The 14,288-nt window shown below is 74.7% G+C and carries 12 protein-coding genes and 2 pseudogenes; 12 read left to right on the forward strand and 2 right to left on the reverse strand.

The annotated features are described in order from the left end of the window. The first annotated feature begins 272 nt into the window (after window positions 1–272). The 7 genes and pseudogenes from ssd to CIK06_RS02230 all read left to right on the forward strand — a co-directional run bounded on the left by ssd (window position 273) and on the right by CIK06_RS02230 (window position 5,562). Window positions 273–1,373, forward strand: a complete 1,101-nt coding sequence (ssd, locus tag CIK06_RS02200; RefSeq protein ID WP_095567501.1) for a septum site-determining protein Ssd — start codon at window positions 273–275, stop codon at window positions 1,371–1,373. Beyond that, window positions 1,370–2,572, forward strand: a pseudogene (locus tag CIK06_RS29760) (TadA family conjugal transfer-associated ATPase); the annotation flags it as partial. The gene ssd and the pseudogene CIK06_RS29760, both read left to right, overlap by 4 nt. Window positions 2,573–3,326: 754 nt before the next feature. After that, window positions 3,327–3,695 (forward strand): annotated as a pseudogene (locus tag CIK06_RS02210) (hypothetical protein); the annotation flags it as partial. 38 nt (window positions 3,696–3,733) lie between these two features. Next, window positions 3,734–4,453 carry a type II secretion system F family protein gene (locus CIK06_RS02215; RefSeq protein WP_369916163.1) on the forward strand — a complete coding sequence of 240 codons (720 nt, stop codon included), beginning with the start codon at window positions 3,734–3,736 and terminating at the stop codon, window positions 4,451–4,453. A 70-nt stretch (window positions 4,454–4,523) separates the two neighbouring features. Beyond that, window positions 4,524–4,652 carry a DUF4244 domain-containing protein gene (locus CIK06_RS02220; RefSeq protein ID WP_232534230.1) on the forward strand — a complete coding sequence of 43 codons (129 nt, stop codon included), beginning with the start codon at window positions 4,524–4,526 and terminating at the stop codon, window positions 4,650–4,652. Between the two features lie 95 nt (window positions 4,653–4,747). Beyond that, the gene (locus CIK06_RS02225) at window positions 4,748–5,161 is read left to right on the forward strand and encodes a TadE family type IV pilus minor pilin (RefSeq protein WP_232533967.1); all 414 of its coding nucleotides are present in this window, start codon (window positions 4,748–4,750) and stop codon (window positions 5,159–5,161) included. Beyond that, window positions 5,158–5,562: an Rv3654c family TadE-like protein gene (locus CIK06_RS02230; RefSeq protein WP_232533968.1), complete on the forward strand. Its 405-nt coding sequence runs from the start codon at window positions 5,158–5,160 to the stop codon at window positions 5,560–5,562. The genes CIK06_RS02225 and CIK06_RS02230 overlap by 4 nt, the downstream gene beginning before the upstream one ends. A 152-nt stretch (window positions 5,563–5,714) precedes the next feature. Here CIK06_RS02230 and CIK06_RS02235 read toward each other — a convergent pair whose 3' ends face one another. Continuing rightward, window positions 5,715–6,293: a hypothetical protein gene (locus tag CIK06_RS02235; RefSeq protein ID WP_095563403.1), complete on the reverse strand. Its 579-nt coding sequence runs from the start codon at window positions 6,291–6,293 to the stop codon at window positions 5,715–5,717. Window positions 6,294–6,401: 108 nt separating this feature from the next. Continuing rightward, on the reverse strand, window positions 6,402–8,870 hold the full coding sequence (locus CIK06_RS02240; RefSeq protein ID WP_369916084.1) for a DEAD/DEAH box helicase: 2,469 nt from the start codon (window positions 8,868–8,870) through the stop codon (window positions 6,402–6,404). Between the two features lie 168 nt (window positions 8,871–9,038). Here CIK06_RS02240 and CIK06_RS02245 point away from each other — a divergent pair, with 168 nt between their 5' ends. From CIK06_RS02245 to CIK06_RS02265, 5 genes are all read left to right on the forward strand, one after another. After that, complete coding sequence (locus CIK06_RS02245; RefSeq protein ID WP_095563405.1) at window positions 9,039–9,395, forward strand: STAS domain-containing protein; 357 nt, start codon at window positions 9,039–9,041, stop codon at window positions 9,393–9,395. Next, window positions 9,392–9,829, forward strand: a complete 438-nt coding sequence (locus CIK06_RS02250; RefSeq protein WP_095563406.1) for an ATP-binding protein — start codon at window positions 9,392–9,394, stop codon at window positions 9,827–9,829. Before CIK06_RS02245 ends, CIK06_RS02250 begins: the two co-directional genes overlap by 4 nt. A 252-nt stretch (window positions 9,830–10,081) precedes the next feature. Further along, a complete protein-coding gene (locus tag CIK06_RS02255; protein ID WP_095563407.1) occupies window positions 10,082–12,448 on the forward strand; it encodes a sodium-translocating pyrophosphatase in 2,367 nt (788 codons plus the stop codon). A gap of 92 nt (window positions 12,449–12,540) precedes the next feature. Next, complete coding sequence (locus CIK06_RS02260) at window positions 12,541–13,080, forward strand: hypothetical protein (RefSeq protein ID WP_095563408.1); 540 nt, start codon at window positions 12,541–12,543, stop codon at window positions 13,078–13,080. Beyond that, window positions 13,071–13,856 (forward strand): hypothetical protein, encoded by a 786-nt coding sequence (locus CIK06_RS02265; RefSeq protein WP_198348074.1) that lies wholly within the window; start codon window positions 13,071–13,073, stop codon window positions 13,854–13,856. Before CIK06_RS02260 ends, CIK06_RS02265 begins: the two co-directional genes overlap by 10 nt. Window positions 13,857–14,288: the final 432 nt, after the last annotated feature.

The following is a 14,288-nucleotide window of genomic DNA, read 5'->3' on the forward strand; positions in this document are numbered from 1 at the left end:
GGGTGTCTCGGCGTCCCGAACGCCCCGACTTCGCCGAAGACGAGTCGACCTTGATCGTCCGGTGCCCCGCGGCACGACCATCTCGGCGACCGGGGCACACGGGGTACGCGGCAGCATGGCCACACCCTCTTAGCAGATCAGGACCGATTGCGGCGGTTATCCACAGCCGGCCCGGTTGTCCACAGATCACCATCCGGCGCCCATTGGGGCACCTCGACGGCGTCAGGCTGATCCGGTCCCGCCAAACCGCGACCGCCGCCGGAGGCCCCACGATGCCCACCCGCACGGTTTCCGCCGGACGACGACTGCCGCTCGTCGTCACGTCCGACGGTGAACTCCTCGACGAACTGCTCCGGCTGGCTGCGGCGGCCGGCACCGAGGTCGAGGTGGCCGCCGATCCGGCAGCCGCCCGGTCCCGCTGGTCGGCCGCGCCGCTGGTGCTGGTCGGCGCCGACCAGGCGGAGGCCTGCCTGCGGGCACGGCTGGCGCACCGGACCTCGCTCGTGCTGGTCGGCCGCGCCGGGCACGTGGATCCCGGATGGGAGATCGCCGACCTGGTCGGCGCGCAGCACGTCGCCGTCCTGCCGAGCGCGGAGCCATGGGTGGTGGACCGGCTCGGCGAGACGGTGCCGAGCCTCGGCGCCGGCGGACCGGGGCGGGTGTTGACCGTGATCGGTGGGCGCGGCGGCGCCGGCGCCAGCGTGCTGGCCGGCGGCCTGGCCATCACCGCCGCCCGACGCGGTCTGCGCACGCTGCTGGTGGACGCCGATCCGCTCGGCGGTGGCCTGGACCTCGTGCTCGGCTGGGAGGAACTGGAGGGGCTGCGCTGGCCGGCGCTCCGCCAGGCGGACGGCCGGGTCGACCCGCCGTCGCTGGTCCGGGCGTTACCCAGCCGGGACGACCTGGTGATGATCTCGTGGGACCGGGGAGATCCGGTGCATCTGCCGGTCGATGCCATGGCCGCGGCGCTGGACGCGGGACGGCGGGGTCGGGACGTGATGGTCGTGGATCTACCCCGGCAACTGGACGAGGCCGCGGTGATCGCGCTCCAGGCCGCCGACCTGGGTCTGCTGATCGTGCCCGCGGAGCTGCGCGCCACCGCCGCGGCGGCCCGGGTGGCGCGGTCGGCGGCGCCGCACTGCCCGAACCTGTCGCTGGTGGTCCGCGGCCCGGCGCCCGGCGGCCTGCGTGCCCGGGAGGTGTCCCGGTCCCTCGACCTGCCGCTGGTCGGCACGCTGCGGCCCGAGCCGGGGTTGCGACGCGCTCTGGAGCGGGGCGAGGCACCCGCCGCGTCCGGGCACGGTCCGCTGGCCACGCTCTGCCAGCGGATCATCCGGGAGGTGACCGGTACGCCGGTGGCGGGCGCGGCATGACCGGCGATCCGGCCGGCGCCGGCATCTCCGGACGGGTACGCCGCCGCTTCGCGGTCCGGGGCACGGCGGTGACCCCGGCGGCCGTCGTGGCTGCGGTACGCGAGGAGCCTGCCGCCGCGGTGCTGGGCGACACCACGCTGCTGCGGACGGCCGCCCGGGTGCATCAGGACCTCACCGGCGCCGGACCGCTGGCGCCGTTGCTGGCCGATCCGGCGGTGACCGATGTGCTGGTGAACGGGGTGCGCGTGTGGGCGGACCGGGGTGACGGGCTGCACCCCGTACCGCTGGCCCTTGGTGACCGGTCGGATGTCCGCCGGCTGGCGCAACGGCTGGTGGCTGCCGGTGGCCGGCGGCTGGACGACTCGGCGCCGTTCGCGGACGCGCGGCTGCCGGACGGCACCCGGCTGCACGCGGTGCTCGAACCGATCGCGGCCGACGGCCCGTACCTGTCGTTCCGCACGTTCCGGCAGCGGCCCTTCCGGCTCGACGAACTGGTCCGCCAGGGCACCGTCGAGGAGCCGGTCGCCGAGCTGCTCACCGCGCTGATCGCGGCGCGGCTCGCGTACCTGGTCATCGGCGGTACCGGTTCGGGAAAGACGACGCTGCTCAACACGCTGCTCGGTCTGGTGCCGGCGAGCGAGCGGATCGTGCTCGTGGAGGACGCGGCGGAGCTGCGCCCGGTGCACCCGCACGTGATCGGGTTGCAGACCCGGACCGCCAACGTCGAGGGCTGCGGTTCGGTCCGGCTGGCCGACCTGGTCCGCCAGGCGCTGCGGATGCGTCCCGACCGGCTGGTGATCGGCGAGTGCCGGGGCGCGGAGATCGTCGACCTGTTGTGTGCGCTGAACACCGGGCACGACGGTGGGGCCGGCACGTTGCACGCCAACGCCCCGCGGGACGTGCCGGCCCGGCTTGAGGCGCTCGGCATGCTCGGTGGACTGCCACGGGCCGCCCTGCACGCACAGGTCGCCGCGGCGTTGCAGGTGCTGGTGCAGGTCCGCCGCCGCCCGGAGGGCCGGGTGGTCGAGTCGGTCTGCGTGCTCGCGCCGTACGGCCCGGAGCGGCTGGTGACCGTGCTGCCGGCATGGCGCCGCAGCACCGGCGCCGGCCCTGCCCGGCCGGTGCTGGCCCGGCTGATCGCCGACCGCGGGGTCCGGGTGCCGCGGGTGCTCAGCACGCCGATGCTCGGTGCCGGTGCCGGTGCCGGTGCCGGTGCCGGTGCCGGTGCTGGGGCCAGGGCAGTGCCGCGGCCAGGGGCGGTGCCGCGGCCAGGGGCGGTGCTGGGGGCGACGGCGGTGCTGGGGCCACCGCTGGGGGCGGTGCCGGGGTCGGCGGTGGGGTCGGGGGCGGCCGGCCGGAGTGGGACGGCGACCACCGGATGCCCGCGCCGGCCGATGGTGCGCCGCGATGAGCGGCCTGCGCCTGGCGCTGGGCGCGGGGCTGGTGCTGCTGGCGCTCTGCTGGCCCGGTACCGCCCGGTCCGCCGGCCGGCCCGACCCGGTTCGACCGGCAGACCGGCCGACGCCCGGGCCGCGGCGGGCGGTCCGGCAACTGGTGAGTTGGTGCGCCGCCGGCCGGCGGCGCACGGTCGGCTGCGCGGCCGGGCTGGGCGGGGTGGCCGGGATGCTGTCCGGCGGCCCGGTGGCCGGGTTGGTGCTGGCCGCCTACGCCGGCTTCGGCGTGCGAACCGCGCTGCGGGCTCGGGTCGGGCGCGTGGACCGGCGGAACCGGCGGGCGCAGTTGGACCGCCTGGCGGCGTTCGCGGCGGATCTGCGGGCCGGTTCACCGCCGGAGTCCGCCGGCCGGCCAGCGGCCGGGTCAGCATCCGCCGCTCCGACCCCGCCGGCCGGCCCGGGGTCTGCGCCGCCGGACGACGGGAATCGAGACCCGGGCCGGCGGCGCGGTGACCCGCCCGCCGCCCGCGTCGGTCGGGCCGAGGCCGACACGGGCGATGCGGATGACTCGGGTGACACGGGCGACCGGCGGACGGAGGCGCTTGCCGCGGCGGCCGTCCGGCTCGCCGAGCGGACCGGGGCGCCGCTGGCCGAACTCATCGAACGGATCGAGTCCGACGCGCGTTCGGTGGACCGGGGCCGGGCACTGGCCGCCGCACAGGCCGCCGGCGCGACAACGACCGGTTGGCTGCTGGCCGCGTTGCCGGTCGGCGGCATCGCCCTCGGCTACGGCATCGGCACCGACCCGCTCGCCGTCCTGCTGCACACCCCCGCCGGTGCCGGCTGCGCAGCGGTGGCCGTCCTGCTCCAGGTCACCGGCCTGCTCTGGGTGGAACGTCTCGGTGCCGGCGTCGAGAGGCCGGTCTGATGGGCCCGGGCTGGTCCGCCATGCTCGCCGTGGTCCTGCTGGTGCCGCCGGTCGCGCTCGGCGTGGCCCGGTACCGCCGGCCCGGTCGCCGGCTGCGTCGGCTGCGGCTTCGCGGGTACGGGCCGCCCGCGCACACCGTGGCACGGCCGGGTCCCCGCCGGCGCCGGCCCGACCGGCTGCGGCTGGCCTGCACGCTGGTCGGGACGGCCACCGCACTGCTGCTGGGTGGCTGGTTCGGGCTGGTGGCCGCGACGTTCGTGACGGCCGGCCTCGACGGTTGGCTGCGCCGGCTGGAGCCGGCCGAGGTACGCCGCCGGCGACTGGCGGAGGCCGCCGACCTGCCGCTCGCGGCGGATCTGGTCGGTGCCGTGCTGCGCGCGGGCGCGCCCACGGACCGGGCGGTCGGCACGGTCGCCGAGGCGATCGGCGGGCCGCTGGGCGAACGGTTGCTGCGGGTGGCCCGCATGTTGCGGCTGGGCGGCACGGTCGAGGAGGCGTGGGCGCAACTCGGCGCGACGGACGGCGCCCGCCGGATGGCCGCCGCCGCCATCAGGTCGGCCCGGAGCGGGGCGGCGCTGTCCGGGACGCTGTCCCGGCTGGCCGAGGACCTGCGCGTGGACCGCGCCACGCTCGCCGAGACGGCCGCGCGCCGGGCCGGCGTGCTGGTGGTGCTGCCGCTGGGCCTGTGTTTCCTGCCCGCCTTCATTCTCGCCGGCCTGGTGCCGGTGATCGTCGCCGTGCTCGGCGGCGTGCTGTGACCCCGTTGCCCAAAGAGACAAGGAGCACCCCGTGCGCACTCTGATCCATCGCCTGCGCGACGACGCCGGTATGAACACCGCCGAGTACGCGGTCGGTACTTTGGCCGCCGTCGCCTTCGCGGGAATCCTGCTGAAGGTCCTCACCTCCAGCCACGTGCAGGCCGCGCTGACGGCGGTGATCGACCGGGCGTTGAAGTGAGCCGCTCGCCCCGGTCGGACCGGTCGCCCCGGTCGGACCGGTCGCCCCGGTCGGACCGGTCGCTCCGGTCGGACCGCGGCTCGTTCACGGCCGAGTTGGCAGCCGGTCTGCCGGCGTTGCTGCTGCTCCTGCTGACCGGTCTCGCCGCGGTGCAGGCCGTGACCGCAAAGGGACAGTGCCTGGACGCGGCGCGGGAGGCGGCACTCGCCGCGGCCCGCGGCCAGGACGGTGCCGAGGTCGCGGTCCGGGCCGCGCCGCCCGGGGCGAGGATCAGCATCACGATCCAGGACGACCGGGTGGAGGCGGCCGTCACGGCATCGGTACGCGCACTGGGCACCCGGCTGCCGGCAGTGCGGGTCGCTGCGAGCGCCGTCGCGGCGATCGAACCCGGCGGCGCGGAACCGGTCGCGGCCAGGCTCCCGGACCCGGCCCCATCCGGCGCTCCGCATCGGACCGACGCCGACGCAGCGCAGCTGACCGGCACCGGCCGCCAGGGAGCGGCACGGTGACCGGCCCGTCCGGGGCAGGGCGGGTGAACGGCCGGCGCCGGCCGCTCACGGCGGCCGGAGCCGACCGGGGCAGCGCGACGCTGTGGCTGCTCGCCGTCGGGCTGCTGCTCGTGGCGGCCGGCACCTTCGAGGCGGCGGCGGGTACGGCCCGGCTGGCCGGTCGGCAGGCGCAGGTCGCCGCGGACCTGGGCGCGCTGGCCGGGGCGATCCGGGCCGTCGAAGGCCCCGGCCCCGCCTGCGCCCGAGCCGCCGAGATCGCCTCGGCCAACGGCGCCCGGCTGGTCGGCTGTCAGCTCGCCGGGCTCGACCTGCTGATCAGGGTCCGGGTCACGGTGCGCCCGGTGCCGTGGGCCGGTCGGGCGGTGCAGGCCAGTGCCCGTGCCGGTCCGGTCCGCGGCTGAGCCGGTCCTGCCCGGCCCAGGGCTGAGCCTCCGGGGCTGAGCCGGTCCGGTCCGGGGCTGAGCCGGGCCGGCCGCCGTCGGCCACGGACGACCGGCCACCGCTCACGTGTCGCAGTCGGCCCTCCGCGGGACTGCGCGACACAGGGACTGCGTCAGCGGGACTGCAGGGCGTCCAGGCCGACGGCCATCGCGATCACCAGGCGGCGATCCAGGCCGGGGTGCGGGATTTCGACCACGTACCGGTCGCGCAGTCCCCACTTCTTCACCACCGAGAACGCCACCTGGCCGTCGATGGTGAAGTCGAAGTGGTACGGCAGCCAGGAGAGCGAGTCGACGAACCGCCGTATCAGTGCCACCGGCAGGCTGCGCTCCTGACCAACCGCCACACCGAGGCCCGGCTGCTCGACGTGCCAGGTCGAACGCAACAGCGACGCCTTGAAGTCCTTGCGGAACAGCCCGATCGGGGTGCCGCCGGCGTCCAGCACGTCGTAGGTCGCACCGAGGTCCATCACCTGCCGGGCCTTGAACCCCAGGACCGGCTGCTGCTTGCTGTCGTCGGTGTAGAGGGTGACCTGCTCCTTGAGGGCGAGCCGCTTCTGCTGCGCGAAGGCGATCATCCCGCCCTCCGACCCGTCGGGCGCGACGGTGTGCACCTCGTACTGGTTCACCATCATCCGGACCCGCTGCCGGATGAGAAGTTGCTGCTGCCCCTGTAGCTGGACAAGATCCATCTTCGCTCCTCGCCTGATAGTCCGCGGGAGTCTTACACATGCTGTCCAGGCCCGATGCCCGCCGACGGCACGGAACCCGGACCGCCGGACCGGGTGGCGGCACCGCCGTCAGTCGGCCTCGGCCGGCAGGTTGGCCAGCACCGCGTCCAGGACGGCCACCGCCGGACCCTTGGCCAGCGGATTGTTGCCGTTCCCGCACTTGGGCGACTGGACGCACGAGGGGCACCCGGACTCGCAGCCGCACTCGGTGATGGCCGCCCGGGTGGCCCGCAGCCAGGCCTGCGCCGCCTGGTAGGCCCGTTCGGCGAACCCGGCGCCGCCGGGATGCCCGTCGTAGACGAAGACGGTGGGTGCCTCGGTGTCCGGGTGCAGCGCGGTGGAGAGACCGCCGATGTCCCACCGGTCGCAGGTGGCGACCAGCGGCAGCAGGCCGATCGCCGCGTGCTCGGCCGCGTGCAGCGCACCGGGCACGTCGGGGGGTTCCACGCCGGCCCGGTCGAGCGCCTGCGGGGAGATGGTGAACCACACGGCGACCGTGCGCAGCTCGCGGACCGGCAGGTCCAGCGGCCGGGTGTCCAGCACCTCGCCGGTGGCGATCCGGCGCCGCTGGTACGACACGACCTGGCTGGTCACGTCGACCTCGCCGAGGAACATGCCGACCGGTCCGGCGTCGACGTACGACCGCACCGAGACCACGGACAGCGAGGTGACGTCCCGGGCGTGGGTGGACCAGTCCGGCTCCTGCGCGTGCACCAGCGCGCACGCGCCGTCCAGGTCCAGCTCATCCACGACGTACGAGATGCCCTGGTGCAGGTGCACGGCGCCAGGGTGGACGAGGAAGTGCGCCGAGGACTCCTCGACGGTCCCGAGCAGCCGGCCGGTGGCCGACTCGACCACGCACACCGGGGTACCGCCGGTGCCCCGCAGGTCCACCTCCGGCCGCCCGGCGTGCCGCCAGTACCAGCCGGTCGGGCGGCGGCGCAGCGCGCCCGAGTCGGTCAGTTCCGCCACGGCCTCCGCCGCGCCCGGCCCGAAGAGATCCAGATCGGCGGTGGTGAGCGGGGCCTCGACGGCGGCGCAGCAGAGCTGCGGACCCAACACGTACGGGTTGCTCGGGTCCAGCACGGTCGCCTCGACCGGCCGCCCGAACAGGGCCTCCGGATGGTGCACCAGATAGGTGTCCAGCGGGTCGTCCCGGGCCACCAGCACCGCCAGCGCGGCGCCACCGGACCGTCCGGCCCGGCCCGCCTGCTGCCAGAGCGAGGCCCGGGTGCCCGGGTACCCGCAGATCAACACCGCGTCCAGGCCGGTCAGGTCGACGCCCAGCTCCAGCGCGTTGGTGGAGGCCAGCCCGAGCAGTTCGCCGGAGAGCAACGCCCGTTCCAGCGCCCGGCGTTCCTCGCGCAGGTATCCCGACCGGTAGGCGGCGACCCGCCGGCCGAGGCCGGGAACAGCCTCGTCGAGCGAGCGCCGGGCCACCGTCGCGATCACCTCCGCGCCGCGCCGGGACCGCACGAACGCCAGCGTACGGGTGCCGGCCGCGACCGCGTCGGCGAGCAGATCGGCCGTCTCGCGTACCGCGGACCGGCGGATCTGGGCCAGCTCGGCGTCCGTCCCGGCGGCGCCGGCCGCGGTGCCGTCCTCGTCGGTGCGCGGCAGCAGCGGCGGCTCCCACAGCGCGAAGGTCATGGCGCCGCGCGGCGAGGCGTCGGCGGTCACCGCGGTCACCGGCAGGCCGGTCAGCCGTTGCGCCGCCGCCGCCGGATCGCCGGCCGTCGCCGAGGCCAGCACGAACACCGGCCGCGCCGGCGCCGCGACGGTCCGGGCCGCACCGCCGGTACGTCCGATCCCGCCGGCCCCCCGACCCGCCCCGCCCGCGCCGTACCGGGCGGCCTGGCGGCGCAGCCGGCGCAGCACGTGTGCCACGTGCGAGCCGAACACCCCGCGGTACGCGTGGCACTCGTCGACGATCACGAAGGCGAGCCGGCGCAGGAAGCTCGACCAGCGGGCATGGCCCGGCAGGATCCCGTGGTGCAGCATGTCCGGGTTGGTCAGCACGAACCGGGAGTGCTGCCGGATCCAGTCCCGCTCCGCCTGCGGCGTGTCACCGTCGTAGACGGCCGGGCGCACCTCCGGCAGGCCCAACTCGGCGAGCGCCCGCAACTGGTCGGCGGCAAGCGCCTTGGTCGGCGCCAGGTACAGCACCGTGGCCCGCGGGTCGGCGAGCAGGGTGGCCAGCGCGGGCAACTGGTACGCCAGGGACTTGCCCGAGGCGGTGCCGGTGGCAACCACCACATGTTGTCCCCGGTACGCCAGCCCGGCCGCCTCCACCTGGTGCCGCCACGGGGTGACCACGCCCCGCTCCACGAACGCCTTGCGCAGTTCGTCCGGCGCCCACAACGGCCAGTCCGCGGACGTACCGGCGCTGGCCGGCACCTGTTCGACATGGGTGACCGGGTCGGCGGCCGTGCGGGCGCGGAGCCGGCGCAGCAGATCCGCCGGGCCGGGATCGGCCGGCGGCGTTCGGTCGGCCCCGCAGCCCGCCGGTACGGTGGCTTCGGAGGTCACACCCTGCACTCTTGCACCCGTGCGACCGTCATGGAACAACCGGGTGCGGGGTAATGGGTACCCCCGCGGGGTGACGGCCGGTGCGGTCGCGCGGACCCGATGGTTAGATGCCCAGTGCACGCCGCCAACGGCGGTGGGCAGGATCCTGGACAGTGTGAACGTCCCGGAGGAGGACCCATGGAGCTTTCGCTGGCGACCCGCACCGTCGCCGACCACACGGTGCTGGAGGTCGGTGGCGAGGTCGACGTCTACACCGCGCCGCGGCTGCGTGAACGACTCATCGAGTTGATCGACGGCGGGGCGCGGAACGTGATCGTCGACCTGGGGCGGGTGGACTTCCTGGACTCCACCGGCCTCGGCGTTCTGGTCGGCGCGCTCAAACGACTGCGCGCGGTACGCGGAACGTTCGGCCTGGTCTGCGACAAGGAACCACTGCTCAAGATCTTCCGGATCACCGCGCTGGATCAGGTGTTTCCGCTGCACCCGACGGTCGACGCCGCGATCGCGGCCGACTCGTCCGGTCCCGACGCGTGATGTCGACGGTCCGCCTCTCCTTCTCACCCGCTCCGGTGCACGTCCGCACGGCCCGCCTCGTCGGGGTGGCCGTCGCCCGCCGGGCCGGGGTGGCGGAGGAGTTGCTGGACGAGGTCCGGCTGGCGATCGGGGAGGCCTGCACGCGGGCCGTCGCGCTGCACCGCCAGTACGAGCTTTCCGACCTGGTGCTGATGGAGATGGCCGACCAGGGCAGCTACACCGTGCGGGTGATCGACCGGGCACCGGTCGAGGCCGGCCTCGGACTGGCCGCACTGCCCCCGGACGAACTGGCCGACGAGGCGCTCACCGACGAGGCGCTCACCACCGGGGTGGGATTCGCCCTGCTCGCCGGGTTCGTGGAGGACCTTCAGGTGCGGCCGGTGGACGAGGGGATCGGGACCGAGGTCCGGATGGTCTGGCCGATCGGCCGCTAGCCCCTCCGGCTCTGGCTGGCCGCGGCCCACCGGGGCTGGGCTGCGGCGGTGTGCCGCGGACAATGATGAAGATCATCAGCTGTTGGTGGCCCTCGGTGTGAGTTCCGACACGGCGGCCGACTAGAGTACCCGGGGTGATCAGCAAAAGCCCTGGTCCCGCCGGATGCGGGAGCGGGTCGCTGCTCCCTGCGTAGTGAGGCCGGGCCGGTTCGTCCGCGGTCCGGCACGACTGTTCGGTACAGGAGGACATAGATGTCCGGGACCTTGGTCGCCGCGGATGGCGGCTTGTCCCTCACCGGCGCGAACCTGTCGTACGCCATCATCGCCGCGGTCATCGCGCTGGTGGCGCTCGGCTTCGCCGCCGCTCTCTCCAGGGCGGTGCTGGCGGCCGGTAAGGGAACCACGCGGATGCAGGAGATCTCCGGGGCGGTCCAGGAGGGCGCCTCGGCCTACCTGCTCCGCCAGTTCAGAACCCTCGCCATTTTCGTCGTGATCGCGGTCGTACTGCTCTTCCTGCTGCCGGTGCACGACACCGCCGGCAGCGAGACCTGGGTCAAGATCGGCCGCTCGCTGTTCTTCGTGGTCGGCGCGGTGTTCAGCGCCACCATCGGCGGCGCCGGCATGGCCCTGGCGACCCGGGCCAACCTGCGGGTCGCGGCGGCCGCGCGGGAGGCGACCGGCGGCCGGGAAGCGGCCATGAAGGTGGCCTTCCGGACCGGCGGCGTGGTCGGGTTCCTCACCGTCGGGCTCGGCCTGTTCGGCGCCGCCCTGGTGGTCGTCATCTTCAAGGGTGACGCGCCGACGGTGCTGGAGGGCTTCGGCTTCGGCGCCGCGCTGCTGGCCATGTTCATGCGGGTCGGCGGCGGCATCTTCACCAAGGCCGCGGACGTGGGCGCCGACCTGGTCGGCAAGGTCGAGCAGGGCATCCCCGAGGACGACCCGCGCAACGCCGCCACCATCGCCGACAACGTGGGCGACAACGTGGGCGACTGCGCCGGCATGGCGGCCGACCTGTTCGAGTCGTACGCCGTGACGCTGGTCGCCGCGCTCATCCTGGGCCGCGCCGCCTTCGGCGAGCACGGTCTGGTCTTCCCCCTGATCGTCTCCGGCATCGGCGCCGTGATCGCGATCATCGGTGTCTTCATCACCCGGCTGCGTCCCGGCGACCGGTCCGGGCTGACCGCCATCAACCGGGCGTTCTACATCTCGGCGCTGATCTCGGCGGTCCTGGTCGCCATCGCGACCTGGCTCTACCTGCCGGACAGCTTCGCCGGCTTCACCGGCGCAAGTGTGCAGGCCGACCGCGACCCCCGACTGGTGGCGATCGGCGCCGTGGTGATCGGCATCGTGCTGGCCGCCGCCATCCAGGCGCTGACCGGGTACTTCACCGAGACCAACCGGCGTCCCGTGCAGGACATCGGCAAGACCTCGCTGACCGGCCCGGCCACGGTGATCCTCTCCGGGATCAGCATCGGGCTGGAGTCGGCCGTCTACTCGGCGCTGCTGATCGGCGCCGGCGTCTTCGGCGCCTTCCTGCTGGGTGGCAGCTCCATCACGCTGTCGCTGTTCGCCGTCGCGCTGGCCGGCACCGGCCTGCTGACCACGGTCGGCGTGATCGTCGCCATGGACACCTTCGGGCCGATCTCCGACAACGCTCAGGGCGTGGCCGAGATGTCCGGCGAGATCGACGAGGCGGGCGCCCGTACGCTCACCGAGCTGGACGCCGTCGGCAACACCACCAAGGCGATCACCAAGGGCATCGCGATCGCCACGGCGGTGCTGGCCGCCACCGCGCTGTTCGGCTCGTACACCGACACGCTCGGCACTTCGTACCTGGACGCGGGCATCGCGCCGGACCGGGTGGGTGCGCAGATCCTGGACGCGCTGAACGTGGCCAACCCGCGCAACCTGGTCGGCCTGATCATCGGCGCCGCGGTGGTGTTCCTCTTCTCCGGTCTGGCCATCAACGCGGTGTCCCGGTCCGCCGGCGCCGTGGTGATGGAGGTCCGGCGGCAGTTCCGGGACCTGCCCGGCATCATGGACGGCAGCCAGCGCCCCGAGTACGGCAAGGTGGTCGACATCTGCACCCGGGACGCGCAGCGCGAGCTGCTGACTCCCGGCCTGCTGGCCATCATGGCCCCGATCGCGGTCGGCTTCGGCCTCGGCCCCGGCGCGCTGGCCTCGTACCTGGCCGGTGCGATCGGTGCCGGCACGCTGATGGCGGTCTTCCTGGCCAACTCCGGTGGCGCCTGGGACAACGCCAAGAAGCTGGTGGAGGACGGCGCGTACGGCGGCAAGGGTTCGGACTCGCACGCGGCGACGGTCATCGGTGACACGGTCGGCGACCCGTTCAAGGACACCGCCGGTCCGGCCATCAACCCGCTGATCAAGGTGATGAACCTGGTGTCGCTGCTGATCGCCCCGGCGGTCGTGGCCTGGAGCATCGGCAACGACAAGAACACCCCGCTGCGGCTGAGCATCGCGATCATCGCGGCGTTGGTGATCGTGGTGGCCGTGGTGTTCAGCAAGCGCAAGCCGATCGCCATGACCGACGCGGACGCCGGCGGCGGCTCCTCCGCCGGCGGCGCCGACCGGGAGTCCGAGCCGGTCAACGTCTGACCCCCGGGGTTCCCGAGGTTGTCCGGAAGGGCCTCCCGCTATCCGAAAATCGGTGGCGGGAGGCCCTTCCTGTCAGGCGTACGCTGCAACGCATGCGTACGCTCCGCGCCGCCGCGTTCCGTCTGGTGGCGGTGCTGCTGCCGGTTGTCCTCGTGCTCGGCGCGTGCGGATCCGGACCCACCGCGCAGGTCTGGGCGGCGACGGTCTGCCAGGCCCTGACGCCGTGGCGCACCGAGATCAACAAGTTGACCAGCGTCACCCAGCAGCAGATGACGGCGAAGACGACTCCCGCGCAGGCGAAGGAGAACCTGGTGCGGCTCTTGGGCGGTGCCGAGGAGGCCACCGAGACGGCGCGCAAGAAGATCGACGACGCCGGCGTACCCGACGCCGAGCAGGGCGAGAGCGTGGCGCACGGCTTCGTCGCCTCGCTGGCCGCGGTGCGGGACGCGTACGGGCGCGCCCGGGAGGCCATCGAGGCCCTGCCCATCGACCAGCCGGACGTCTTCTACGACGGGGTGCAGACCATCGTGGAACGGCTGGCCACCGAGTACCGGGCCAGCTCGGTGGAGACCACCAAGCTCAACTCGAAAGAGCTGGAGCGGGCCTTCGACGAGGTTCCGGAGTGTCGCTGAGCCCGCCGTCCGAGCCCGCCGAGCCGGCGCTGTTCGCGGTCGATCCGCCGCCGGCCGGCAGCGGCACGCCCGAGCGGCGCGGCGCCCGCCGGTCCGCCGGCGCCGCCGACCGGGACGGTACGGCCGGTCGCGGTGGCGAGTCCGGTCGGCGGGGTGGTGAGCACGGGCGGCGGGGTGGCGGGTCCGGGCGGGACGGCCAGCCGTCGTTGTTCGGCGTCGCCGCGGTCGAACCGTCGACAGCGGACCTGGCCGGCCTGCTCGCCGGGCCGGGTCAGCTCGACCGGATGGGCGGCACGGTCCGGGTCTCGGTCGTGGTGGACGACCCGTGGCGGGTGCACGTGCTGGTCGCCGAGCTGGATCGACGCGGCCTGGCCGCGAGCTGGACGGCCAGAGTGGACCAGCGGTACGGCGTGCGCACCTCGTACACGGTGGGCCTGGTCGCGCTCGGGCGGGCCTGGCTGGACGAGGGAACCAAACGACCACCGTCCGGGTTCCATCTCGACGGGCCGCGGCTGCGGCTCTGGGCGGCCGCCGCCGGCGTCCCGGACGAGAACGGGTTCGTGTTGCGGCTCGGCCCGGCCGATGCGGCGTGCTGGCCGGCGGCGGGCGGTGCGCTGGCCGCGGTGGGGCTGGTGGCCGAGCTGGTGTCGCCGGCCGACGGCGGACCGGCGTACCGGATCGGTGCCGGCCGCGGGACGGCCCGGCTGGCCGAGTTGGTCGGTGACCGGCCGGCCGCCGCGCCGCCCGGCCGCTGGCCGGGCGACCACCCGGGCTGACCGGCCGCGCCGGCCGACCCCACCGGGCGGGCGGGCTCGTGCCGGGCTCGTGCCGGACGGGCGGCCGGGCTCGTGCCGGCCGGGCGGGCGGGCTCGTGCCGGCCGGGCGGGCGGTGCGCTGGCCGCGGCGCGACTCGCCGGGCGATTCGCCGGGCGACCCGCCGGGCCGGCACGGTCACTCGGTGCCGGTTCGCGAGTACGGTGGGTGAGAGGTACGCCACCCTCCCGGCAATCCTGCGTGTTTGAGGGTAAAAAGCCACATATTTTCGCGTCATCGGGCTGATCCGGTGACGCGTCGGTACATTGATCCGCTCGGTCTGCCGCGCCAACCGGCATCGGCGGTGTACGGTGTCGCCGTTCGGCACCGTTCCACTACGTGGTGCGGTCGGCCCGTCGGCGTCGCTGCTCAGAGGTGTCCTTACCGGGCCGAGC

Origin of the sequence: Plantactinospora sp. KBS50 (genome assembly GCF_002285795.1) — a bacterium.
Taxonomy (GTDB): domain Bacteria; phylum Actinomycetota; class Actinomycetes; order Mycobacteriales; family Micromonosporaceae; genus KBS50.